The sequence below is a fragment of the Streptomyces sp. STAM6 genome (assembly GCF_054963715.1).
Genome location: NZ_JBUEFZ010000007.1, coordinates 159,902 through 182,051 on the forward strand (window position 1 = coordinate 159,902; position 22,150 = coordinate 182,051).

The window sequence follows — 22,150 nt, forward strand, 5'->3', positions numbered from 1 at the left end:
CAGGCCTGTCCCGAGGCCGGCCCGAGGGGTTTCGTGGATCCCTGTTGGCCGACCGTTCGCTTCAGAGTAACCAAATGAGCACGGCCGCGCTCGATGGCGCTCGTCACATGGGCACGTTCCGGACAATGGACCGCCCGTCAGGACGAGGCGGCCGAAGCGCACGAAGGGGTGCACACGACTGGGCCGGACGAGTGAAACCGGAGAAGCGGGCGAGCGCCCGTCACCAGTTCGCGGGCGCGTAGTCCTTGAGGAAGCAGCCGTACAGGTCCTCGCCCTGCTCCCCGCGGACGATCGGGTCGTAGACCCGGGCCGCCCCGTCGATCAGGTCGAGCGGTGCGTGGAAGCCCGCCTCGGCGAGCCGGATCTTGTCGGGGTGCGGGCGCTCGTCGGTGATCCAGCCGGTGTCCACGGCCGTCATCAGGATGCCGTCGCTCTCGAACATCTCCTGCGCGCTGGTGCGCGTGAGCATGTTGAGCGCGGCTTTCGCCATGTTGGTGTGCGGGTGGCCCGCACCCTTGTAACCACGGCTGAAAACACCTTCCATGGCCGAAACGTTCACCACGTAGGTGCGCTTGGCTGCGGACGCCGCCATCGCCGGACGCAGCCGGCTGATGAGGATGAACGGCGCGGTGGAGTTGCAGAGCTGGACCTCCAGAAGTTCGACCGGGTCGACCTCCGAAACGGTCTGGATCCAGCTGTTGGTGTCGTGGAGATCGGGCACCAGGCCGCCGGCGTCGATGGCCGTGCCCGCGGCGATGCGCTCGAGCGAGGCCGAGCCACTGACGAGTGCCAGGTCGGTGACGTCCTGGGCGGTCAGAGCGTCGCCTCCGCGCGCGGAGGGCAGGGCGGCCACATGCTCCACGGCGCCGCTGCCGAAGGTGCCGATGACCTGGGCGGGAGGCAGCTCGCCGGCGGGCAGCGGCGCGGACTCGGCGGCGACGAGCTCCCGGTAGGCCTGCGGGGAGCGGCGCACGGTCTGCGCGGCGTTGTTGATCAGGATGTCGAGGGGCCCCTCGGCCGCCACGGAGTCGGCCAGTGCGACGACCTGGGCGGGGTCGCGCAGGTCGATGCCGACGATCTTGAGGCGGTGGATCCACTCGTCGCTGTCGGGCATCGCCTTGAAGCGGCGGATCGCGTCATTGGGGAAACGGGTGGTGATCGTGGTGTGGGCACCGTCACGCAGCAGCCGCAGCGCGATGTACATGCCGATCTTGGCCCGGCCGCCGGTGAGCAGCGCGCGCTTGCCGGTGAGGTCGGCGCGGGCGTCACGGCGGGCCCGGTTCTCGGCGGCGCACTTCTGGCACAGCTGGTGGTAGAAGTAGTCGACCTCGACGTACCGCGTCTTGCAGATGTAGCAGGAGCGGGGGCGCTGGAGTATCCCGGCGATCTGGCCCTCGGACGTGAGCGAGGACGGCAGGATGCCCTGTGTCTCGTCGTCGATCCGCTCGGCGGAGCCGGTCGCGGTGGCCTCGGTGACCGCCTTGTCGTGGGCGGTCTTGGCGGCCCGGCGCTCCTGGCGGCGGCGCTGCTTCACGGTCCGGTAGACGCCGGCCGTGGCGCGGCGGACGGCGATGGCGTCCGGGTGGTCGATCTCCAGTTTGTCGAGCTCCTCGAGGACGCTCAGGCAGACGGCCAGGCGCTCGGGGTCGATACCCGGCCCGTACGCCTGGTTCTCTTCTGTCACCGTCATGGCCGCTGTCGTTCCTCGATCACTCGTATGCCGGGTTTCAAAAGCCGAACTTTACGCCAGACCAGGCCCCTGCCGCCAAACCCGGGCAGGTCAGGTGCCGTGCGTCCGTCCGGCCGCGGTCGCGGTACGCGCGTACTACGACGGCAGTACGACCCGGGACGTGCTCCGGTACGACGACAGCAGCGCCGAGGAGAGAGATCGTGGAGGTATGAGTTCCCTCGCGCTGTCCGTGCTGTTGTCCTTGGTCTCCGCGGTGGCCTACGCGGCAGGGGCGATCATGCAGGAGCGCGTGGCCGCCTCCGCCTCGCGGCACCCCTACGCGCCGCTGCGCAGCACCGCCTGGTGGGTGGCGGTGCTGTTGAACTGTGTGGGCGGGGTACTGCACGTGGCGGCGCTGGCGTACGGGCCGCTGAGCCTGGTCCAGCCGCTGGGGGCGCTGACGATCGTGTTCGCCCTGCCGATGGCGGCGCTCTTCGTGGGCCGCCGGGCGGGCTCCGCCGCCTGGCGCGGGGCGATCATGGCGACCGCCGGGCTCGCGGGGCTGCTGGCGCTGACCGGGTCGGGCGGATCGCGGCCGGTGGACGACGGCGCACGGCTGCTGCTGGCGGTGGCGAGCACCGGGGCGGTGGTGGCGTTGTTCCTGGTGGCGCGGGGCGTGCGCCGGCCGGCGGTACGGAGCGTGATCCTGGCCGGTGCCGCGGGTGTGGCGTTCGGGATCGCCTCCGTGTTCACCAAGACGGTCGCGGTCGACTGGACGTCGCGCCCCCCGCTGGGCCAGTGGCCGGGGCTGCTGGCGATCGCCGGGCTCGCCACAGCCGGTCTGCTGCTGTCGCAGGCGTCCTACCGGGGCGCGGGGCTGGCCGCGCCGCTGGCGACGGTCACCGTGGTCAATCCCGTGGTGGCCGCCGCCGTCGGGCTCACGCTCTTCGGCGAGCAGTTCCGGTACGGCGTGACGGGAACCGTCCTCGCACTCACCTCCGGCGCTCTGGCGGCGGCCGGCCTGGTGCTGCTGACGGCGGTCTCGTCACAGCCGCACGCCGGCCGCCCTGAGGTAGGCGAGGGGGTCGATGTCGGAGCCGTAGTCCGGCCCCGTGCGCACCTCGAAGTGGAGGTGCGGCCCGGTGCTGTTGCCGGTCGATCCTGACCGGGCGATCCGCTGGCCGCCGTTGACCCGCTGTCCCTCGCGCACGGTGAGGGCGGAGAGGTGGGCGTACTGGCTGTACTTGCCGTCCTGGTGCCGGATGACGATCTGGTAGCCGTACGCACCGGCCCAGCCGGCGGAGACGACGCGGCCGGACGCGACGGCCTTCACCGCCGTCCCGGTGGGCACCGGGAAGTCCACACCGGTGTGGTACCCACTGGCCCAGGCGGCACCGGCCTTGCGGTACGCCGTGCTCGGACCGGCGTCGACAGGGGCGCTGAAACCGGCGTCCCGCGGTGGCGACTGGGGCGCCGCCGGCCGGGGCTGCGGTCTGGCGGTGACCGGCTTGGCGGCGGGAGGCTTGGCGGTGGCGGGCTTCGGGGTGGCCGGCTTCGTGGTGGGCGGTTTCGCCGTCGCCGGCTGGGCGGCGGGTTTCGCCGCCGGGGCGCGCAGGGTGAGCCGCTGGCCCGGAATGATCAGATCCGGGTCGCTGCCGATCACCGTGCGGTTGTCCGCGTACAGCCGCTTCCAGCCGCCCTCGACGTGCTGGGCGGCGGCGATCCGGGACAGCGTGTCGCCGCGCGCCACGGTGTAGCCCTCGCGCTGGGTCGGCACGGTGGTCGGAGTCGAGGGCGGGGTCTTCGGGGCCGGCGGACGCGCCTGGGGACGCGCCTGCGGCGCGATGTCGGGCGCGTCGCCGCCCCGGGTCAGCCCCGCCTTGACCGAACAGGAGGGCCAGGCGCGGGGGCCCTGCCCCTTGAGCACCTTCTCGGCGATCGCGATCTGCTGGTCCTTGGTGGCGAGGTCGGCGCGCGGGGCGTAGCGCGTACCGCCGTACGCCTCCCACGTGGACTGGGTGAACTGCAGCCCGCCGTAGTAGCCGTTGCCGGTGTTGATGTCCCAGTTGTTGGTGGACTCGCAGGCCGCGACCTTCTCCCAGACGTCCACCGACGCCGCCTCGGCCGTGCCCACCGCTATCAGCGGAAGTGCCATCCCCGCCCCGCCCGCCGTGACGGTGAGCGATGCCCGGTTGATACGGCTCGGCTGGTACCGGCGGTGTCGTCCGCGTACGGCCATGGATCCCCCTTGCGACGGTCAACAGCCGCCCAAGCTAGAGGCTGGGAACAGGCCATGACAAGGGGGCGTACCGGGGATCAAATGCCCGTTCGTAAGGGGCAATTGGCGCCACGTGCGCCTCCTGGTGCGCGGGCTTGCCCGGCGGTGGGTGAACGCGCCGCTCCCGCGCCGCGTATGCATACGGGTCGCGGCCGCACCGCGCTGCCGCCGGCCCAGGACGCCGGCGGCTTACACCGGACCACAGGAGTACGCGCATGAGTGGCACTGCCCGGATCGGCGTCACGGGACTCGCGGTGATGGGCCGCAACCTCGCCCGGAATTTCGCCCGCAACGGCCTCACCGTCGCCGTCCACAACCGGACCTTCGCCAGGACCCGGGCGCTGGTCGAGGAGTTCGGCGACGAGGGCGCGTTCGTGCCGGCGGCGAGCGCCGAGGAGTTCGTCGCCGCGCTGGAGCGTCCGCGCCGGCTCGTCGTCATGGTGAAGGCGGGCGAGCCGACGGACGCCGTCATCGCGGAGTTCGCCCCGCTGCTCGAGCCGGGTGACGTCATCATCGACGGCGGCAACGCGCACTTCGCCGACACCCGGCGGCGCGAGCGGGAACTGCGGGAACGCGGCCTCCACTTCGTCGGAGCGGGCATCTCGGGCGGCGAGGAGGGGGCCCTGCACGGGCCGAGCATCATGCCCGGCGGGTCGGCCGATTCCTACACCTGGCTGGGGCCGCTGCTGGAGCGGATCGCCGCCAAGGCTCCGGACGGTACTCCGTGCGTCGGCCATGTCGGACCGGACGGCGCGGGCCACTTCGTGAAGATGGTGCACAACGGCATCGAGTACGCCGACATGCAGCTGATCGCGGAGGCGTACCACCTGCTCCGCGATGTCGCGGGCTACTGCCCGGCCAAGATCGCGGACACCTTCCGCACCTGGAACAAGGGGCGGCTCGACTCGTATCTGATCGAGATCACGGCGGAGATCCTCGGTCACGCGGACGCCATCACCGGCAAGCCGTTCGTGGACGTCGTGGCGGACCGGGCGGAGCAGAAGGGCACCGGGCGCTGGACGGTCCAGAGCGCGCTGGACCTGGGCGTCCCCGTGCCGGGCATCGCCGAGGCGGTCTTCGCCCGTTCGCTGTCCGGGCACACCGAGCTGCGCGAGGTGTCCCGTACGCTGCCCGGCCCGGCCGCGGCGCCGCTCGGCGAGCGGGAGGCGGCCCGCTTCGCGGACCAGGTGGAGCAGGCGCTGTACGCCTCGAAGATCGTCTCGTACACCCAGGGGTTCCACCAGATCCGTGCGGGCAGCGAGGCCTACGGCTGGAACGTCGATCCCGGGGCCGTGGCGGCGCTGTGGCGGGCCGGCTGCATCATCCGGGCGGCGTTCCTGGACCGGATCCGCGCCGCCTACGACACCCGGCCGGGGCTGCCGAGCCTGCTCGCGGACCGGCGGTTCTCGGAGGAGATCGGCGCCGCGCAGGACGACTGGCGCGCGGTGGTGGCGGCCGCGGCACGGCAGGGCGTGCCGACGCCCGGCTTCTCGGCGGCACTCGCCTACTACGACGCACTGCGCGCCCCCAGGCTGCCGGCCGCGCTCACCCAGGGACAGCGGGACTTCTTCGGGGCCCACACCTACCGCCGCACCGACGGTCCCGGGGCGTTCCACACCCTCTGGGGCGGCGACCGTTCAGAAGTGCGCGGCTGAGACGCGCCGCGGGGGGTGCCCGGGGGCGCGTCGTGCGCCGGGCGCAGGGGCGGCGGTCATCCGGGCGCCCGATCTCAGGGGAGTGCGGGCGCGGGCCCACGGGTGCCGGACGAGCGGGTGCCGGCGGGTCGTACGCCGGTCATCCGGGCGCCGTGCGCTGGGCGCGGCTCCGTACGCTGGGCGCCGCAGGTCGGGGCGGGCTCGTCGGGCGGGTCGCCGGGCGGGGGCGTACGCCGGTCATCCGGTCGCCGGGCTCCGTGCGCTGGGGGCGGCGCCGTGCGCTGGGCGCCGCAGGTCGGGGCGGGCTCGTCGGGCGGGGCGGCCCAAACGGCCGGACCGGGCGAAGCCGGTAGGGGCCCTCGGCGCGAGCGGTGGCGGGCGGCGTCGTTGGCGGGCTCCGCCACCTCGCTCCGCCGGCACAGCGGCGCAGGGCCGGGCCACGGGCTACCGGCCATCGGGCACCGGCACCGGCACCGGCACCGGGCATGGTGCGGCGGGCCGCCGCCGGTCCCGGCGGCTCCGTTCGGACCGGAGGCCTCAGCTCATAGGGCCGGGCTCGGGCTCAGGGCCCGGGACCGGGTCTGGGCCCGGCGGCTTCGGAACCGGGTCCGGCGAGGGCCCGGGCGGCGGGCCGGGATGCGGCGGAGCGGGTACGGGGCCGGGTGGCACGGGCGCGGGCGGAGTGGGGGCCGGCGGGGGCGGCGGCGGGGTCGGCGCGGGCGGTACCGGGTCCGGCGGCGGGGTGGGGGTCGGCGTCGGCGCGGGAGCCGGGGTGGGCGGCACCGGGTCGGGCGGAGGCGTGGGCGTCGGGGTGGGTGCCGGCGGCGTGGGGTCGGGATTCGGCGGGTTCGTCATCGGTCCCCCTAGACGGATCGGCGGGCCTCTCCAAGGCTCTCGCGCTGCGCCTTCCCCCGCGCGGTGGGATCACTCATCCGTGCAGGGCCGCCGCGGCGGCGGCCAGTCCCGGCCGGGGGCTGGAGAGCACCGGGACGGTGGTGGTCGCCCGGGCGGCGGCGTCCGCCATGGACACCTGGGCGAGCACGATCGCATCGGCGTCGCACACGCCGTCGACGGCGGCCGCCACGGCGTCGAGGTAGCCCTCCCGGTCGCCCGACTCGAACAGCGGCCAGGCGTCCGGCACGACGAGCGTGCGGACCACCGGGTCACTGCCGCCGGTCTCGGAGCGGATGAGCTCCACCGTGGGGTCGAGGGTGCTCGCCACCGTCGCGAGCACGACGATCCGGCGCTCCGCGGCGGCCGCGGCCGCCATCGGCCGGTCCACTCGCAGGACGGGTACGCCGGCGTGCACCCGTTCCGCGAGGGGCCCGATGGTGGAGCAGGTGCACAGCACGGCGCGGACTCCGGTCTCCCCGGCGGCGGCGCGGACCGCCGCGGCGACCGCGCTCGCGACGGCCTCGGGGCCGTGTGCGCGGGCGCGGTCGAGCAGGGAGGCGTCGACGTGGTGGCGCAGGACGAGTCCGGGGTGGTCCTCGTCGCGCAGGGCGTCGAAGACCGGGATGTGGGCCGGTGAGGTGTGCAGCAGCGCCAGCAGAGGTCGCGCGGAGGTCATCCGCGGGCCGCGGGCACGGCGTGCGGGCTGCGGGCCTGGTCGCTGCCCGGCACGGGCGCGGAGGCGTCCGTGCCCAGCTCCACGATCCGGTTCGACGCGTCGACATGGACCACGCGCGGCACCAGCGTGCGCGCCTCGGCGTCGTCGACCTGGGCGTAGCTGATGAGGATCACCAGGTCTCCGGGGTGCACCAGGTGAGCGGCCGCCCCGTTGATACCGATGACACCGGAGCCGCGCTCGCCCTCGATGACGTACGTCTCCAGACGGGCGCCGTTGTCGATGTCGACGATGTGCACGAGTTCGCCGGGCAGCAGGTCGGCGGCTTCCATCAGGTCGGCGTCGATGGTGACGGAGCCGACGTAGTGCAGGTCGGCCTGGGTCACGGTGGCCCGGTGGATCTTGGACTTGAACATGGTACGGAACATGGAGAGACTCCCGAAATGTCTGCTCCCTGCCTGCTTCGCGCAGGTCAAGGGCGGTCTCTGGAGCCTACAGCGATTCGCATGTTCGGTCAGCTGTCCCCAGGTGTTGCAGACCTCACGCTGACCCGTTGCTGACTTTTCCGACGCATCATCAGGCCAGGTCGGACCATCCTGAACATCCGGTGGTGAGTGGTTCCCGTCCGGTTCAATGAATGCCGTGGCCCATGCTCCGGGCTTCACCGAGGAAGACCTGCGCCGGCTCGCCATGGCACGCTCCTTCGAGTAGGGCTCGGCCGAGCAGCGTCCCCGGCTCGGACCAGAACGGGCCGTGGATCTCCTCGCCCCCCGGCCGAGCCGATGGCACGAGATGTCCCCTTCCACTCCCCGTTCCATCCATTATCCGGACACCATGGGCATTCCGCGGCGCGAAGTGCGCCGTGGCGAGGACTGAGCCGAGAGAAACGCCCCCAGCCGCCGGTGGCCGGCTCAGCGCAGCAGGCGGTAACGGCGGCCGGCACGTCGTTGAGCTCGTCCCGTCCACCCCTCCATTTTCCTGAACCAGCATGACTTCTTGCACGGCGTGTGGGCGCGGGATCCCCATCGGCGCGGCGGTGGCCCGGAGTCCCGCCCGCGCCCCACGCGCCGCGCCACACCCTCACTCTGCGGAGAGGCCCGGATCGCCGGCTCGGCGACCGTCGCCCCCCGGTCGCTCCGCCCTGCCGACGGCCCATAGAGGTTAGAAAATGGAGTATGAGCGACCTACTTGGACACGTCCGACGTCGGCTGCTCGGCTCGACCACGAGCTCTTCCTCTCCCCCTCGGCGTCCCCGCTCAGGAAGCCACCAGGAGCGACAGGAGCACGCCCAGTCCCCCAAGGAAAGGGCGCGGCGGCCGCAGCGCCTGTCCTCCCTTCTGAGCGCGCGCAGCGTGGCCGGCGAGGTGTTCCTCCTGCAGCTGGCCGTCGTGGTGCTGCTCGTCGCCGCCGCGGTGGTGGCGCTCGTGGTGCAAGCCCGGAGCGCCAGCATGGTGGACGCCCGGCACCGTACGCTCGCCGCCGCCGGAACGTTCGCGGAATCTCCGGGAATCGTGGCGGCCCTGCGCAGCCCCCATCCGAGCGCAGCGCTACAGCCGAGCGCCGAGGCGGCCCGGAAGATCGCCGGGGTCGACGGCATCAACGTGTACACACTCTCCGGGGTCACCCTCGCCCACAGCGACCCACGGCAGATCGGGAAGCACGTCGTCGGCCCCTTCTCCAAGGCGGCGGCCGGCCAATCCTTCACCGAGACCTTCGAAGGGTCCCTGGGGCAGTCCGTGGTCTCGGTGGTCCCCGTCAAGGACTCCGACGGCCGCGTCATCGCCATCGTCGCCTCCCCGGTCACGGTCCAGAACGTGCAGAGCATGGTGAACCGGCAGCTGCCGGTCGTGCTCGGCAGTGCAGCCGCGGTGCTCGCCCTGTCCGCGGGCGGAACCGCTCTGGTGAGCCGTCGGCTGCTGCGCCGGACCCATGGCCTGGGACCGGCCGAGATGACGAGGATGTACGAGCACCACGACGCGGTGCTGCACGCGGTGCGAGAGGGCGTGCTGATCATCGGCGGCGGCGGACGGCTGCTGCTGGCCAATGACGAGGCGCGGCGGCTGCTGCGTCTGCCCGTGGACGCGGAAGGCCTCCCCGTCACGGACCTGGGTTTGGAGGAGGGGATCGCCGAGCCGCTCGCATCGGGCCGTTCCGCGACCGACGAGCTGCACATGGCAGCCGATCGGCTGCTGTCGGTGAACATCCGGCCAACCGCCCCCTACGGGCAGGCCGGGACCGTCGTCACGCTGCGGGACACCACCGAGCTGCGGGCACTCTCCGGCAGGGCCGAGGTGGCCCGCGAGCGGTTGAAGTTGCTCTACGACGCGGGGTTGCGGGTGGGAACGACGCTGAACGTCGAGCGGACTGCGGAGGAACTGGCGGAGGTGGCGGTCCCACGGTTCGCCGACGTGGTCACGGTCGACCTGCTGGACCCTGTGCTGCGCGGCGAGGAGCCGACCGAAGCGAGCACCGAGATGCGCCGCACCGCCGCCGTCGGCCTTCAGGGCGACCACCCGCTCTACCCTGTCGGCGAGCTGATCCGGTTCGTTCCCTCCAGCCCCATGGCGGCTGGGCTGGCCGACGGCCGTGCGGTCCTGGAGACGGACCTGCGCGCCACCCACCACTGGCGGACCCAGGACCCGGCAAACGCCCTGCAGATCCTGGACCGCGGCATCCACTCCTTGATCGCCGTGCCCCTGCGGGCCCGGGGCGTGGTGCTGGGGATGGCCGGCTACTGGCGGGGGCAGGACTCCCCGCCGTTCGACGAGGAGGACGTGTCCTTCGCCGAGGAGCTGACCGCCCGGGCGGCACTGGCCGTCGACAATGCCCGCCGCTACACCCGCGAGCACACCATGGCCGTCACCCTGCAGCGCAGCCTGCTGCCCCGGGGCGTACCGGAGCAGTCCGCGGTCGAGGTCGCGCACCGCTATCTGGCTGCCCAGGCCGGTGTGGGTGGTGACTGGTTCGATGTCATCCCGCTGCCCGGCACCCGGGTGGCCCTGGTGGTCGGCGACGTCGTCGGCCACGGTCTCCACGCAGCCGCCACCATGGGCCGCCTGCGCACCGCCGTGTACAACTACTCCACCCTCGACCTGCCCCCCGACGAACTCCTGAGCCACCTGGACGAGCTGGTCGCCCACATCGACACCGACGAGCAGGAGTGGCAGGGGATCACCGGAGCCACCTGCCTGTGCGCCATCTACGATCCCGTCTCGGGGCAGGTGACGGCCGCCACCGCCGGGCATCCGGGCCCCGCTCTGGTCCGCCCCGACGGAACCGTGTCCTTCCCCGAGGTGCCGGTCTCCCCGCCGCTGGGCCTGGGCGAGGGCCTGCCCATGGAGACCATGACGGTCACCCTGCCCGAAGGCTCCCGGCTGGCACTCTTCACCGACGGGCTGATCGAGAGCCGCGACCGCGATCCGGACGCGGGCCTGGCAGCGCTGCGCGCCGCCCTGGCCGGGCCCGCCCGCACCCCGGAGGGAACCTGCACCGCGGTGATCGACGCGATGCTGCCCACCAGGCCCAGCGACGACGTCGCGCTGCTGGTCGCCCGCACCCGCCGACTGGACCCCGCGCGGATCGCCGAGTGGGACGTGCGCCCCGACCCTGCGGCGGTGTCCCCGGTGCGCAACGCCTGCGCCCGCCGACTGGCGGAGTGGGGCCTGGAGGACATCGCCTTTACCACGGAACTCATCCTCAGCGAGCTGATAACCAACGCCATCCGCTACGGCACCGAGCCCATCCGGGTGAGGCTGCTGTACGACCGCAGCCTGATCTGCGAGGTCTCCGACGGGTCCAGCACCTCCCCGCACCTGCGCCGGGCCGAGGCCACCGACGAGGGCGGTCGCGGCCTGTTCCTCGTCGCGCAGTTCGCCGAGCGCTGGGGCACCCGCTACACCGCCCGCGGCAAGATCATCTGGAGCGAGCAGGCCCTCCACGACGGGTCCGCACCGCCCGCGATGGATCTCGGGGAGGCACTCCTGGCCGGGTGGGACGACGAGGGGTCCTGAGAACGCGTCGGTACGGCAGCCGCAGCGGAGACAGCGGACACCACCGTCTGGGACTGCGCTGCCGAGGCTGCCGAACGTACGCCGGCCTCGATCAGTACGCGACCGCCCGTTATGGTGCCTTTGTGCCCGCACCTCGTCTCCGGACAGCCTTCGTCGCCGCCTGCCTGGTCCTCGCGGCGCCCCTCGGCGCCTGCGGAGACAAGCCCACCACCGCGCCCAGAGCACCCGCTGTGGCCACCTCCGCCGCGGACGCCGGCGGCATGGCAGCACTGACCACAGCGGCGAAGAAAGAGGGCTCGCTCAACACGATCGCGCTCCCGAGCGACTGGGCCAACTACGGCGCACTGATCGACGGCTTCGAGCAGAAGTACGGGATCAAGGTCATGGTGGAGAACCCGGAAGGTACCAGCCAGGACGAGATCAACGCCCTGAAGGAGCACAGAGGCGGAGGCCGCGCCCCCGATGTGATCGACGTGGGGGGCTCGTTCGCGCAATCCGCGGCACGGCAGGGCCTGCTCGCTCCGTACAAGGTCGCCACGTACGACGAGATCCCCAAGGAGCAGAAGGACGACCGGGCCCGCTGGTACAACAACTACGGCGGTTACATCTCGATCGGCTGTGACGCCAAGCGCGTCAAGACCTGCCCCGCGACCTTCGCCGACCTGCGCAAGCCCGAGTACAAAGGCAAGGTCGCACTCAACGGCAACCCCACCAAGTCCGGCTCCGCCTTCGCCGGGGTCTACGCGGCGGCCCTGGCGAACGGGGGTTCCTTCGACGACGTCCAGCCCGGCATCGACTTCTTCGCCGAGCTCAGCAAGAACGGCAACTTCATCCCGGTCGAATCCACCCCGGCCACCATCGCGAAGGGCCAGACCCCGATCAGCATCGACTGGGACTTCCTCAACCTCGGATACGCCCAGGAATTCCGCGAGAATGGCACGGACGTCGACTGGCGGACCGCCATCCCCTTCGACGGCAGCTTCGCTCAGTACTACGCGAACGGGGTGAACAAAGACGCTCCGCACCCCGCGGCGGCACGTCTGTGGCAGGAGTACGTCTTCAGCCCGGAGGGCCAGAACCTCCGGCTCGGCGCCTATGCACGCCCCGTCCTCATGGACGCCATGGAGAAGGACGGCACCCTCGACAAGGCCGCCGCGGAGAAACTGCCGACGGTCGAGGGCACGCCGACGTTTCCGACGGAGGCGCAGAGGGAGAAGGCAAGAGAGACCGTCAACCGCGGCTGGGCCGAGGCCGTCTCGAGCTGAGAGCCAAGGGCGCTCCTGGCCAGGCGTGCACCCGCCCGTCCGGGCCTCACACCGGTAGCCACAAGACGAATGCCGGAAATTGCAAGGTGGAGAGGAATCGCTGGTCCACGCGACCCGCGACCTTGCCCACGGCAGTGCCGAACACCGCTACCACCCGAACTCGTGGTCGCCCATGCCCTCGGGGTCCGGGCATCTGGGCAACCGGAGCACGCTCGGGGAAGGACAACGAGCCCGTGCACATACGGTGACCGGACTTGTACTGAAAGATCCGCACGACCTGCGGAATGCGGATGGTTCCCGGCAGCGACCAGTCCTGGCCGGACCGGGATACGTGGTTCAGGATCTCCGCCACAAGGTCGCCCCACCCCCAACCCGACGATCGACGTGCCCTCGACAGCGATCACCGCCTCCGGTGCCGCGATGCGGAACGGTGAGTCCAGCAGGGCGTCCAGCCCGGTCGAGACGACGGCCGCAGGCGGCAGGATCGTGACCGTGCGCGGCATCGCGGCCCCCGCCCGCCTCGCCCGTCTCATCGAAGCCTGGCGGCAGCAGGAACCGGACACGCCGCTCGTCGCCCGGTGGTGATGACGCCCTGCCTTTCAAGGGTGATGGGGACATCGTCGATCGCACTGTGCGAAGGCCGCGACGACGTCGCGGCCGCGGGGCGACCTGGAGAGAGTGGAGTTCGGCCCTCTGGGGTGGGCAGAAGTAGGTGAAGTGCGGGGGGCTTCGATGCGCCCGGTGCCAGGTATCTGCCGGCGCGCCCGTCGGACGACGGGCGGCGACCGGCCGCTGACCGATACCGCGCTCCCGAGGCCGGACGGGTCGCCGCCGAGAGTCGGTGACGGACCAGGTCGATGCCACGCCGGCGTTCACGCACGGGCATGCGGGTCGTTGTGGCTGATGGCGCCGACGATGCGGAGCAGCCTCGGTCCGCTGCGGCCACCCGAGCCGCGGTGTTGCCCCGAACCGACCGCCACCGGTCTCGCGGCGCCGTCGCGTCCCGGCCGATCCGCGCCCCCCGCGGCACGCCGCCGGCGGCGCGGTCCCTCCGTGTCACAGGCCGGGGGCGCCCCAGAGGGGGAACCAGCGGCTCAGGTCCTGCTCGATGCGCAGGTCGTCCTTCAGTACGGCTTTGACCTGGAGTTCCAGCGGGTTGTCGCGCTTGTCGCCGGGCAGCGGGGCGAACGGGTAGAACGTGCCGCGCTTGTAGAGGTAGACGAACGCGAGCGGGCGCAGCTCGGTGTTGTGGAAGGTGACGAGGGAGCAGAGGAGGTGCGGGGCGAAGCCACTGTCCTGCAGGGAGGTGTTGACCGCGTGGAGGTCGCCCACCAGGGCGGGCAGGTCGCCCGGAGGGCGGCGGGAGAGCAGCCAGGAGTAGCCGTAGGTGTCGCGGCTGAACTCCACCGGTGCGCCGCCGCGTGCGGAGTCGGCCTGGAGGAGGGCTCGTACCTCCTGCTGGATCCGGGCGAAGGCGCCGCCTTCGACGGCGGCGAAGCAGACCGAGCCCGCTCCGGTCGGGGTGAAGCCGGTCGCGGCCTGGAGGGTGATCGCCGCCGAGGGCAGGGCGAAAAGCTGGTCGAGGTCGGGCCGGACCGGCTTGCTCCGGCCGAACAGGACGTCCCAGAAGCCCACGGGGGTTTCGCCTCCTTCCCTCACTCCCCGCCCGGTGCGCCGCCCGCCTCGCCGAGCTGTGCCGAGAGTTCCGCGAGCGCCTCCAGCCGGCGTTCCAGCGTGGGGTGGGTGGAGAAGATGTTCGCCACCACTGTGCCGGGTCCGAGGGCGGGGGTGAAGAAGAACGCGTTGAACGCCTGCGCGGTGCGCAGATCCCTCGTGGGGATGCGGGCGATGTCGCCGCTGACCTTGGTCAGCGCCGAGGCCAGCACGGACGGCTTGGCGGTCAGCATGGCGGCCGCGCGGTCGGCGGCCAGTTCGCGGTAGCGGGACAGGGCGCGGATGAGCAGGAAGCTGACGGCGTAGACGAGGGCGGAGACACCCATCACGGCCAGGAAGACGGCGGCGGTGTTCTGGTCCCGCTGATTGCGCCCGCCGAACAGTTGGGAGTAGAAGGCGAAGCGCACGATGAGGCCGGCGACGACGCCCAGGAACGAGGCGACGGTGATCACCGCCACGTCGCGGTGGGCGACGTGGGAGAGCTCGTGGGCGAGGACGCCTTCGAGTTCCTCGGTCTCCAGGCGGCGCATGAGCCCGGTGGTCACGCAGATGACGGCGTGGTCGGCGTTCCGGCCGGTGGCGAACGCGTTGGGCAGGTCCATGTTGGAGACGGCCACCTGGGGTTTGGGCATGTCCGCGGTCGCGCACAGCCGGTCGACGACCCCGTGCAGTCGTGGCTGCTCCTCGGGCGTGACGACACGGCCGTGCATGGCGTAGAGCGCGATCCGGTCGGAGTACCAGTATTGGGCCCCCAGCAGGGCCGCGGCGATGACGACCACCAGGACGACGGACTTGAGCAGCGCGATCAGCGCGGCGATGAACGCCACGTACAGGAGACCGAGCAGGAACGTGGTGACCGCCATGCGGGCGGTCAACTGCCGGTCGGGCTCGAAACGGCTGCGCATCGCCCTCACACCTTCAGTCCGTCACGCGGGGATCAGGCCCTCGTCGGAAGGCGGCTCGGGCGCCTGCCGCGGGCTTCTTGCCCGCGAGGCGCTCACCCGCCGTATCTCCGTGGCCGCGCAGATCACCGCGCGGCCCGGCGCGGGATCGCCGGGGCCGGCCGCATCGGCATTCGGACCGCTCGCGGCCGATCGCCCCGTCGGCCGCGCCGTGCCGCACGCGCCGCGGCATCCGCGGCTGCTGATCGCGGGAATGGTCCATGGCCTCGCGCACGTCCTCGGCCTCGTTCGGAGCCTTGTTCGCCTGAGCCTTGCCGACCTTGATCCGGAAAAGGGTGGCGAGGCGTTCGGTGATGCCGCTCATGGTGACCTCCTTGCTCACGAGGCCGGCGACGGGCCGGAATGCGGCCGAGGCGTACCGCTCTCGACCGCGACACCGGCTCTCTTGCTGGTCACCGACAGCCGAGCACCACTTCCATTGTCCGGCACACCTGCTGCGTCGCAGTTCGATCCTCTGCCGTACGGGCTCGTGCTGGTCACGGCCCGCTCCCGGGCGAGACACCGCTCGGTCGCCGGGGGCGCGGCACGACCGGCGAAGACAGCCGGCTGCGAGTGTCGGCCGGCCGGCTTTCCGGAGGATTTCCGGGGGACTTCCGGAAGGAGGCGGCCCCGGCGGTGAACGGAGCACCGGAGGCAGGGGAAGGCCGATGATGACGGCCCCGCCCGCACCTGGTGGCCGATGTCGCCCCGGGCACGCCAGCCCCCGGCAGCGGCTGAAGGCGCCGGTGACGGCTCAGGTGGCTGTGCGAGCGCGCCGGGGCGTCAATGGAGCAGACAGCCGTCTGCAGGACGGCCGGAGGATCCCCGGAGAGCGGGTGGTTCCCATGACACCTGAGCCGCCGCTGGACCGCCGAGCGATCCACGACGAGCTGGAACGGGCGCGTACGGCTTTCCACCAACTCCTCGGCGACGCGACCGGGGCGGATCTGCGCAGGCCGACCGAGGGAACCCGCTGGACCAACGAGCAGCTGCTCTTCCACATGCTTTTCGGCTACATCCTGATACGCCCGCTGCTGCTCCTGACGCGTGTGTTCACCCGGCTTCCGGACCGGGTCGGCCGGGCCTTCGCGGGTTTGCTGAATGCTGCCACCCGACCCTTCGACGTCGTCAACCGCCTCGGTCCCGTCGGCGCGGTCCGAGTCCTCGGGCCACGCCGGATGGCCGTCGTGTTCGACCGGGTCGTCGCCGACCTGCACCACCGCCTCGACGCCGAGACGGAGCGGGGACTGGGCCGCGGCATGCACTACCCCGCCCGCTGGGACCCCTTCTTCAGCGACTACATGACCGTGGCGGAGCTGTACCGCTATCCGACCCTGCACTTCGACTTCCACCGGCGCCAGCTCACGCTCACGGGCGCCCGCTGAAGGAGCCGTCCTCAGGCTCGTGCCAGGAGACCGGCGACGGCGCGGGCGGCCTCGCGGGCCGGGCGGCCCACTCCGATGAGGGTCGCGGAGGCGGAGCCGGTCCAGTCGCCGTAGCCGAGGAGGTGCAGGCGCGGCTCGTCGAGGGCCCGGGTGCCGTCCGTGGGGATGTGGCCGCGGGGGCCACGCAGTCCGAGCGGGGCGAGGTGGGCGAGGGCGGGGCGGAAGCCGGTGCACCAGACGATCGCGTCGGCTTCCTCGGTCGTGCCGTCGGCCCAGGCCACGCCGGTGGGGGTGATGCGGTGGAACATGGGCTGGGCCTTGAGCAGTCCGGCGTCGCGGGCGGCGCGGACGGGCGGGACGGCGACGATGTCGCCGAGCGAGGCCACGCCGCCGGTGTCGGTGCGGCCCTCGTCGAGGGCGCGGCGGCGGGCGGTCGCCGCGTCGAAGAGGGCGCGGCCGTCGATGTCGTCGGCGAGGTAACGGGGTGCGCGCAGGGTGACCCAGGTCAGTTCCGTGTCGTGCACGAGGTCGGCAGCGATCTGGGCGCCGGAGTTGCCGCCCCCGACGACGACCACCCGTTGCCCGGCGAGGTCGGCGGGGCTGCGATGGTCCACGGTGTGGAGCTGTCGGCCGGTGAATTCCGTGCGTCCGGGGACGGCGGGCACGAAGGGGCGTGACCACGTGCCGGTGGCACTCACGACCGCGCGGGCCCGCCATGTACCGGCGTCGCTCTCCACCCGGAGGTGGTCGCCGTCGCGGTGGACGCCGGAGACGCGTACGGGGCGGTGGACGGGGAGTTCGTACCGCTGCTCGTAGTCGGTCAGGTAGGCGACGACGTGGGCGGCGTCCGGGTACGCCTCGCCGGCCTGGGGCGGCATGAGGCGGCCGGGCAGGGAGGAGTAGGCGGCCGGGGAGAACAGGTGGAGGGAGTCCCAGGTGTGCTGCCAGGCTCCGCCGGGTGCCGGCCGGGCGTCGAGGATGACGAAGTCCAGGCCGAGGCGGCGCAGGTGGTAGCCGGCGGCGAGCCCGGACTGGCCGCCGCCGATCACCACCGCGTCCGTGAGCCGCGTCATTCGGTGGCGGCCTTGCCTCGCATGAAGATGACGGCGACCAGGGCCAGGCCCACCACGGCGCCGATGAGCTGCATACCGACGAACCCGGGAACCGAGGCGGGGGCGATGCCCGCGAAGGTGTCGGTGAACGCCCGCCCGATCGTCACCGCCGGGTTGGCGAACGACGTGGACGAGGTGAACCAGTAGGCGGCCCCTATGTACGAGGCGACGGCGACCGGCGCGAACCGGAGCCGGCCGGTACGGGCCAGACCGAAGATCAGGAGGATCAGACCGGCCGTCGCCACGAGCTCGCCCAGCAGCAGGTTCCCGGCCGACCGGTCGTGCGTGGACCACTTCACCAGCGGCTCGCCGAACATCGCGTCCGCCAGGACCGCGCCCGCGACCGCGCCCACCACCTGGGAGGGCACGTACACGGCCAGTTCCCGGGCGTTCACCCCCGCGCCGCCGCGGCGGGCGGTCCACCACTCCGCCACGGTGACGGCGGGGTTGAAGTGGGCGCCGGACACGGGGCCGAGGAGGGCGATCAGGACGCCGAGACCGAAGACGGTGGCGGTCGAGTTGGCCAGCAGCTGAAGGCCCACGTCGCGGGTGAGCTCGGTGGCCTGTATGCCGGAGCCGACCACGACCGCGACGAGGGCCGCGGTGCCGACGAGTTCGGCGGCGGCCCGGGCCACCAGCGGCGTGCGCGGCGGTGTCGCGCCCGGCGCGGGCCGGGGCTCGCCGGCGGCGGTGACGGCCTCCGCTGCGGATGCGGTGCCGACGGGCTCGGTGACGGACAACGGTTCTCCTCGGGCAGGTGAGAGTGGTGTGGCGGGCTACGGGCAGGATCGCTTGACGTTCGACTCGGCCGTCGCGCGTGCGGTCCGGGCGAGGTCGGCGAACTGACCGGCGAGCTGTTCGATGACGTCGGGACGGAGCTTGTAGTACGTGAACCGGCCGCACGGCTCGGTCTCGACGACGCCTGCCTCGCGCAGCACTCTCAGGTGATTGGAGAGGTTGGTCTGCTTGGCACCGGTCTCCTCCACCAGGTGGGTGGTGCAGAGCGTCTCGCGGGCGAGCAGGCTCACGATCCGAAGCCGCAGGGGGTCGCCCAGCACCCGGATCAGTTCAGTGTCGACTGACGTCATCATGGACTGATACTGTCACATCATCCCGGGCTGATACCAGCTTGGGCTGATCCCGAACCTGGCGGAAGGGGGTGCTCCTGCGATGGCCGCGTTCCCGCGCCCGGTCCTGCCCGACGACCGCCCGGCGGCGGGCGTCACCCGCCTCTCCGTCCGCCGTCGGCGCCGCTCCCCGGCCAAGACCGTACGGTGCCTGATCGCCGACTCGCACCGGTGCCCCACAGACGCCGTGCACGCCCGCACCCACCCGTTGGTGCCGGCCGAGCAGCCGGCAGCCGAGCCCCCGGACGCCACCGCCCCCGGGGCACTCCCCCGGTGGGCCGGCCCCCACGCGTACGGTCCGTCCGCGACCACGACTCCGGCCGCCCCCGGGTCGGGCCGGCGCCGGAGCGGTGACGCCCGGGCCGCACGCCGAGGCGGGGACGACGTGATCGTCTCCACCGCCGGCTCCGAACCGGCCGGAATCATCGACCCGCATGCCGTCCGGGCGGCCACCGCGGCCGCTGCGGTGAGGGAAGACGCGTTCCCCAAGCCGCTGACCGGCGAAGTCACGCGGGCCGCCGACGTCGTCGTCACCATGCGCTACGAGGACGCCTGCCCCGTCGTACGCGAGAACCGCGACGCCCTCGATGCCCGCGGCCGCTCGCCGCGGGACCCTCTGTCCCGCCCCTGAATCCTTTCCGTCCCCGCACCATGTTCCGTCTGCCCGAAGGAAGTACCGATGGCCACCGCTCCGCTCGCCTCCGTCCTGTTCGTCTGCGTCCACAACGCCGGCCGCTCCCAGATGGCCGCCGGCTTCCTGCGCCACCTGGCCGGTGACCGCGTCGAGGTCCGCTCCGCCGGCTCGATCCCCGGGGACCAGGTCAACCCGTCGGCCGTCGAGGCGATGGCCGAGATCGGCATCGACATCGCCGACCAGAAGCCGAAGATCCTCACCACCGAGGCGGTCCAGGCGTCCGACTACGTCATCACCATGGGCTGCGGCGACGCCTGCCCGGTCTTCCCGGGCAAGAAGTACCTCGACTGGGCCCTTGAGGACCCGGCCGGCAAGGGCGTCGAAGCCGTACGCCCCATCCGGGACGAGATCAAGGACCGCATTGAGGCCCTCGTCGCCGAGATCGACACCGCGCAGGAGGCATGAGCTCCGTGACCGGGCCCACCGCCCCCGACGACGTCCGGAGGTCATCGTCATAGGCTCCGGCCCCGCCGGACACACCGCCGCCCTCGACACCGCCCGCGCCCGGCTGAGCCCCTTGCTCTTCGGCGGCTCGATCTTCGTCGGCGGCTCCCTGACCACCCCCACCGAGGTCGAGAACTTGGCGGTCCTGCTCACCGTCCCGGAGCCCGACGCCGCCCCGCGAGAACCCATCCTGTGCGTCACGCGCGGGACCGCTCCGCGACGACGCCTGATTCTCCCGCGCCGGTAACCACCGGAGACGGAGGACGAGGGCGAGCCCCGGAGCGCTGCCGAAGCGCGGTAGAAATGAGGCATGACCAGCGAACAGGACCGCGGGCCGGCGGCGGACGACGTCGATGTGGTGACCAGGGCCGTGCTCACGGCCTCCCGGCTCCTGGTCGCCATCTCCGCCCGCTCACTGGCCGCCGTCGAGGAACGGGTGACACTCCCCCAGTTCCGACTCCTGGTCGTCCTCTCCACACACGGCTCCGCCAAGCTCGTGACGCTGGCGGAACGCCTGGGAGTCAACCCTTCCACGGCCATGCGCATGGTCGACCGGCTCATCGTCTCCGGCCTCGTGGACCGCCAGGTCAACCCCGCAAACCGGCGCGAGACCATACTGCAGCTCACCCCTGACGGCCGGGTGCTGGTGGAGGACGTCACCGCGAAGCGCCGCCGGGAAATCGCCGAAGTCGTGGAGCGTCTCGCTCCCGATCAGCGGTCAGCCCTGGTGGACGCCCTGACCAGCTTCACCGAAGCAGGCGGGGAACCGACGGTCGGCCACGCCGGCACGGGGACGGACGCGCACCCCCTTGGCTGGGCCGAGAGCATCGGCCTCTAGGGCGGGTTTCGAAAGTCCCGTCTGCCCGGGGGCGCCCTCCGGGCGAACGACGCTGCTTTCGAAACACGCCCCAGGGCGAAGGGGGCGATGACCGCGCGGTCGTCGGACCTCAAGCCCGGCAGGGGAGGAGTGGCGCGGTCCGCAGGAACAGCGGCGCGTCACCGGTTCCGGCCGGACCGCGCGAAGGACCGTCCCGGGCGCCCGTGCCCTGCCACGCTCACCTGACGCTGGGTCAGTCGGTCAGGCCTCACCAGTGGCGGCAGCGTGGCCGGGCCGCAGGCCCCCGCCGCCGGACGTACTCACGCCGCTTCGCCGGCCCCGCCTTCGTCGCCCTCCGCGGGCTGGTCCAGGGCGCGTTTGCCGACGACCGCGGCCGCGGCCAGGGCACTGCCGAGGAAGGCTGTCGCCACCGTCCAGGGGCGGTCGAAACGGTGCCGGGTGGCGTGGTCGACCGAGTACCGGCCGGCGCCGGTGACGCCGATGGCCGCCGCGGTGAACCCGAGGAACGCCGGGTACTCGAAGCCGCCCGACTGGTTGAAGAACCCGGCGGGGACGTGTACCGAGACGGCTCCGGCCATGGCGCCGGCGGCTGCCGCGCCGGCGGCGGGGGTGGCCAGCCCGAGGGCCAGGAGCGCACCGCCGCCGGCCTCGCCGAGCCCCGCGGCGATCGCGCTCTGCCGGCCGGGCCGGAACCCCATCCCCTCCATCGCCTTGGTCGTCGCGTCGAGCCCCCCGCCGCCGAACCAGCCGAACAGCTTCTGGGTACCGTGCGCGGCCAGCACCGCGCCGGCACCGACCCGCAGCACGAGCAGACCGAGGTCGCGTCGGTTGAGGGGTGTCATGAGGTCTCCCGGTTGCGTCGCGGTGAGTGGTCGAGGTGTACGGGTTCCACTCTTGCCCCGATCGAATCGCGGGGACCGCGAGGCTGGGCCGGACGGGTCATGCAACGATCGGGCACCGCGCGGGCCGGTACCAGCAGGCCATGCGCTACATTTTGCGTCGCCTTGACCGCGATCATTCACGATCACCCACTGACACGGAGCCGGCATTTCAATGAGTGACATCGTCAACGGACTTGGCCGGGCCAGTGCCTACGGCGCCCTCGGTGTGGTCCTGCTGATCCTCGGCATAGTCCTGGTGGACGTCCTGACGCCCGGAAAGCTGGGCCGGCAGATCTGGGAGCAGCGCAACCGCAACGCGGCCGTGCTCCTGAGCTCCGCCCTGCTCGGCATCGGCGGCATCGTGTTCACCTCCATCTGGACGACGTACAACGACTTCGGCAAGGGCCTCGTGTCGACCGCGGCGTTCGGAGTGCTCGGCCTGGTGATGATGGCCGTGGCGTTCCTCGTCGTCGACCTCATCACGCCCGGAAAGCTGGGTGCGACGCTGGTGGAGCCCGAGCCCCACCCGGCGGTGTGGGTGACGGCGTCCTGCAACATCGCCGTCTCGGCCATCATCTCGGCCTCCATCGCCTGAGGCCCGGCCCGCGCG

Annotated in this window: 21 protein-coding genes and 1 pseudogene; 11 read left to right on the forward strand and 11 right to left on the reverse strand. The window is 72.4% G+C overall.

Annotated elements, in window-relative coordinates:
* Positions 1–220: 220 nt before the first annotated feature.
* Complete coding sequence (locus ACY34K_RS12220; RefSeq protein WP_462746216.1) at positions 221–1,690, reverse strand: SDR family NAD(P)-dependent oxidoreductase; 1,470 nt, start codon at positions 1,688–1,690, stop codon at positions 221–223.
* A 208-nt stretch (positions 1,691–1,898) separates the two neighbouring features.
* On the opposite strand from ACY34K_RS12220, the gene ACY34K_RS12225 reads away from it, so the two are divergent.
* Complete coding sequence (locus tag ACY34K_RS12225; RefSeq protein ID WP_462746218.1) at positions 1,899–2,834, forward strand: DMT family transporter; 936 nt, start codon at positions 1,899–1,901, stop codon at positions 2,832–2,834.
* Here the strand turns inward: ACY34K_RS12225 and ACY34K_RS12230 are convergent.
* Positions 2,715–3,908, reverse strand: coding sequence for a transglycosylase family protein (locus tag ACY34K_RS12230; protein WP_462746219.1), 1,194 nt, complete (start codon positions 3,906–3,908; stop codon positions 2,715–2,717). The genes ACY34K_RS12225 and ACY34K_RS12230 overlap by 120 nt on opposite strands.
* A gap of 254 nt (positions 3,909–4,162) precedes the next feature.
* On the opposite strand from ACY34K_RS12230, the gene gndA reads away from it, so the two are divergent.
* Positions 4,163–5,602 carry an NADP-dependent phosphogluconate dehydrogenase gene (gene gndA, locus ACY34K_RS12235; protein ID WP_462746221.1) on the forward strand — a complete coding sequence of 480 codons (1,440 nt, stop codon included), beginning with the start codon at positions 4,163–4,165 and terminating at the stop codon, positions 5,600–5,602.
* A 928-nt stretch (positions 5,603–6,530) separates the two neighbouring features.
* Here the strand turns inward: gndA and ACY34K_RS12240 are convergent.
* Positions 6,531–7,154, reverse strand: coding sequence for an aspartate/glutamate racemase family protein (locus ACY34K_RS12240; protein WP_462746308.1), 624 nt, complete (start codon positions 7,152–7,154; stop codon positions 6,531–6,533).
* A 14-nt stretch (positions 7,155–7,168) separates the two neighbouring features.
* Complete coding sequence (panD, locus tag ACY34K_RS12245; RefSeq protein ID WP_462746223.1) at positions 7,169–7,597, reverse strand: aspartate 1-decarboxylase; 429 nt, start codon at positions 7,595–7,597, stop codon at positions 7,169–7,171.
* Between the two features lie 747 nt (positions 7,598–8,344).
* Between panD and ACY34K_RS12250 the strand changes: the two genes are divergently transcribed.
* The 3 genes from ACY34K_RS12250 to ACY34K_RS12260 all read left to right on the forward strand — a co-directional run bounded on the left by ACY34K_RS12250 (position 8,345) and on the right by ACY34K_RS12260 (position 13,029).
* Positions 8,345–11,179: a SpoIIE family protein phosphatase gene (locus tag ACY34K_RS12250; protein WP_462746225.1), complete on the forward strand. Its 2,835-nt coding sequence runs from the start codon at positions 8,345–8,347 to the stop codon at positions 11,177–11,179.
* Between the two features lie 122 nt (positions 11,180–11,301).
* A complete protein-coding gene (locus ACY34K_RS12255) occupies positions 11,302–12,444 on the forward strand; it encodes an ABC transporter substrate-binding protein (RefSeq protein ID WP_462746227.1) in 1,143 nt (380 codons plus the stop codon).
* Positions 12,445–12,828: 384 nt separating this feature from the next.
* Positions 12,829–13,029 carry a hypothetical protein gene (locus ACY34K_RS12260; protein WP_462746229.1) on the forward strand — a complete coding sequence of 67 codons (201 nt, stop codon included), beginning with the start codon at positions 12,829–12,831 and terminating at the stop codon, positions 13,027–13,029.
* Between the two features lie 471 nt (positions 13,030–13,500).
* Here the strand turns inward: ACY34K_RS12260 and pspAB are convergent, their stop codons facing one another.
* Genes pspAB through ACY34K_RS12275 form a run of 3 tightly spaced genes read right to left on the reverse strand, consistent with a single transcriptional unit; the run spans position 13,501 to position 15,384 of the window.
* Positions 13,501–14,079 (reverse strand): PspA-associated protein PspAB, encoded by a 579-nt coding sequence (gene pspAB / locus ACY34K_RS12265; protein WP_462746231.1) that lies wholly within the window; start codon positions 14,077–14,079, stop codon positions 13,501–13,503.
* Positions 14,080–14,099: 20 nt separating this feature from the next.
* Positions 14,100–15,023 (reverse strand): zinc metalloprotease HtpX, encoded by a 924-nt coding sequence (htpX, locus tag ACY34K_RS12270; RefSeq protein ID WP_462746233.1) that lies wholly within the window; start codon positions 15,021–15,023, stop codon positions 14,100–14,102.
* Between the two features lie 13 nt (positions 15,024–15,036).
* The gene (locus tag ACY34K_RS12275; RefSeq protein ID WP_462746234.1) at positions 15,037–15,384 is read right to left on the reverse strand and encodes a hypothetical protein; all 348 of its coding nucleotides are present in this window, start codon (positions 15,382–15,384) and stop codon (positions 15,037–15,039) included.
* 520 nt (positions 15,385–15,904) lie between these two features.
* Between ACY34K_RS12275 and ACY34K_RS12280 the strand changes: the two genes are divergently transcribed.
* A complete protein-coding gene (locus tag ACY34K_RS12280) occupies positions 15,905–16,444 on the forward strand; it encodes a DinB family protein (protein ID WP_462746235.1) in 540 nt (179 codons plus the stop codon).
* An 11-nt stretch (positions 16,445–16,455) separates the two neighbouring features.
* Here the strand turns inward: ACY34K_RS12280 and ACY34K_RS12285 are convergent, their stop codons facing one another.
* From ACY34K_RS12285 to ACY34K_RS12295, 3 genes are read right to left on the reverse strand one after another with little or no spacing between them, the layout of a single operon-like run.
* The gene (locus ACY34K_RS12285; RefSeq protein WP_462746237.1) at positions 16,456–17,517 is read right to left on the reverse strand and encodes an ArsO family NAD(P)H-dependent flavin-containing monooxygenase; all 1,062 of its coding nucleotides are present in this window, start codon (positions 17,515–17,517) and stop codon (positions 16,456–16,458) included.
* Entirely contained in the window at positions 17,514–18,296 is a 783-nt protein-coding gene (locus ACY34K_RS12290; RefSeq protein WP_462746238.1) for an aquaporin, read from the reverse strand. Before ACY34K_RS12290 ends, ACY34K_RS12285 begins: the two co-directional genes overlap by 4 nt.
* 36 nt (positions 18,297–18,332) lie before the next feature.
* Positions 18,333–18,647 (reverse strand): ArsR/SmtB family transcription factor, encoded by a 315-nt coding sequence (locus ACY34K_RS12295; protein ID WP_462746240.1) that lies wholly within the window; start codon positions 18,645–18,647, stop codon positions 18,333–18,335.
* Positions 18,648–18,726: 79 nt separating this feature from the next.
* On the opposite strand from ACY34K_RS12295, the gene ACY34K_RS12300 reads away from it, so the two are divergent.
* From ACY34K_RS12300 to ACY34K_RS12315, 4 genes and pseudogenes are all read left to right on the forward strand, one after another.
* A complete protein-coding gene (locus ACY34K_RS12300) occupies positions 18,727–19,314 on the forward strand; it encodes a hypothetical protein (RefSeq protein WP_462746241.1) in 588 nt (195 codons plus the stop codon).
* 48 nt (positions 19,315–19,362) lie between these two features.
* Entirely contained in the window at positions 19,363–19,782 is a 420-nt protein-coding gene (locus ACY34K_RS12305; protein WP_462746242.1) for an arsenate reductase ArsC, read from the forward strand.
* 43 nt (positions 19,783–19,825) lie between these two features.
* Positions 19,826–19,957, forward strand: a pseudogene (locus ACY34K_RS12310) (thioredoxin-disulfide reductase); the annotation flags it as partial.
* Between the two features lie 174 nt (positions 19,958–20,131).
* On the forward strand, positions 20,132–20,659 hold the full coding sequence (locus ACY34K_RS12315; RefSeq protein WP_462746243.1) for a MarR family winged helix-turn-helix transcriptional regulator: 528 nt from the start codon (positions 20,132–20,134) through the stop codon (positions 20,657–20,659).
* A gap of 299 nt (positions 20,660–20,958) precedes the next feature.
* Here ACY34K_RS12315 and ACY34K_RS12320 read toward each other — a convergent pair whose 3' ends face one another.
* Positions 20,959–21,501 carry a DoxX family protein gene (locus tag ACY34K_RS12320; protein ID WP_462746245.1) on the reverse strand — a complete coding sequence of 181 codons (543 nt, stop codon included), beginning with the start codon at positions 21,499–21,501 and terminating at the stop codon, positions 20,959–20,961.
* A 211-nt stretch (positions 21,502–21,712) separates the two neighbouring features.
* Here ACY34K_RS12320 and ACY34K_RS12325 point away from each other — a divergent pair, with 211 nt between their 5' ends.
* A complete protein-coding gene (locus ACY34K_RS12325) occupies positions 21,713–22,135 on the forward strand; it encodes a DUF350 domain-containing protein (protein ID WP_462746247.1) in 423 nt (140 codons plus the stop codon).
* Positions 22,136–22,150: the final 15 nt, after the last annotated feature.

What these genes read in the sequence shown, in the direction of transcription:
- ACY34K_RS12220 (WP_462746216.1), bottom strand. Translation starts at nt 1,690, where the DNA reads ATGACGGTGACAGAAGAGAACCAGGCGTACGGGCCGGGTATCGACCCC.
- ACY34K_RS12225 (WP_462746218.1), top strand. Translation starts at nt 1,899, where the DNA reads ATGAGTTCCCTCGCGCTGTCCGTGCTGTTGTCCTTGGTCTCCGCGGTG.
- ACY34K_RS12230 (WP_462746219.1), bottom strand. Translation starts at nt 3,908, where the DNA reads ATGGCCGTACGCGGACGACACCGCCGGTACCAGCCGAGCCGTATCAAC.
- gndA (WP_462746221.1), top strand. Translation starts at nt 4,163, where the DNA reads ATGAGTGGCACTGCCCGGATCGGCGTCACGGGACTCGCGGTGATGGGC.
- panD (WP_462746223.1), bottom strand. Translation starts at nt 7,597, where the DNA reads ATGTTCCGTACCATGTTCAAGTCCAAGATCCACCGGGCCACCGTGACC.
- ACY34K_RS12250 (WP_462746225.1), top strand. Translation starts at nt 8,345, where the DNA reads ATGAGCGACCTACTTGGACACGTCCGACGTCGGCTGCTCGGCTCGACC.
- htpX (WP_462746233.1), bottom strand. Translation starts at nt 15,023, where the DNA reads ATGCGCAGCCGTTTCGAGCCCGACCGGCAGTTGACCGCCCGCATGGCG.
- ACY34K_RS12275 (WP_462746234.1), bottom strand. Translation starts at nt 15,384, where the DNA reads ATGAGCGGCATCACCGAACGCCTCGCCACCCTTTTCCGGATCAAGGTC.
- ACY34K_RS12280 (WP_462746235.1), top strand. Translation starts at nt 15,905, where the DNA reads ATGACACCTGAGCCGCCGCTGGACCGCCGAGCGATCCACGACGAGCTG.
- ACY34K_RS12285 (WP_462746237.1), bottom strand. Translation starts at nt 17,517, where the DNA reads ATGACGCGGCTCACGGACGCGGTGGTGATCGGCGGCGGCCAGTCCGGG.
- ACY34K_RS12295 (WP_462746240.1), bottom strand. Translation starts at nt 18,647, where the DNA reads ATGATGACGTCAGTCGACACTGAACTGATCCGGGTGCTGGGCGACCCC.
- ACY34K_RS12300 (WP_462746241.1), top strand. Translation starts at nt 18,727, where the DNA reads ATGGCCGCGTTCCCGCGCCCGGTCCTGCCCGACGACCGCCCGGCGGCG.
- ACY34K_RS12305 (WP_462746242.1), top strand. Translation starts at nt 19,363, where the DNA reads ATGGCCACCGCTCCGCTCGCCTCCGTCCTGTTCGTCTGCGTCCACAAC.
- ACY34K_RS12315 (WP_462746243.1), top strand. Translation starts at nt 20,132, where the DNA reads ATGACCAGCGAACAGGACCGCGGGCCGGCGGCGGACGACGTCGATGTG.
- ACY34K_RS12320 (WP_462746245.1), bottom strand. Translation starts at nt 21,501, where the DNA reads ATGACACCCCTCAACCGACGCGACCTCGGTCTGCTCGTGCTGCGGGTC.
- ACY34K_RS12325 (WP_462746247.1), top strand. Translation starts at nt 21,713, where the DNA reads ATGAGTGACATCGTCAACGGACTTGGCCGGGCCAGTGCCTACGGCGCC.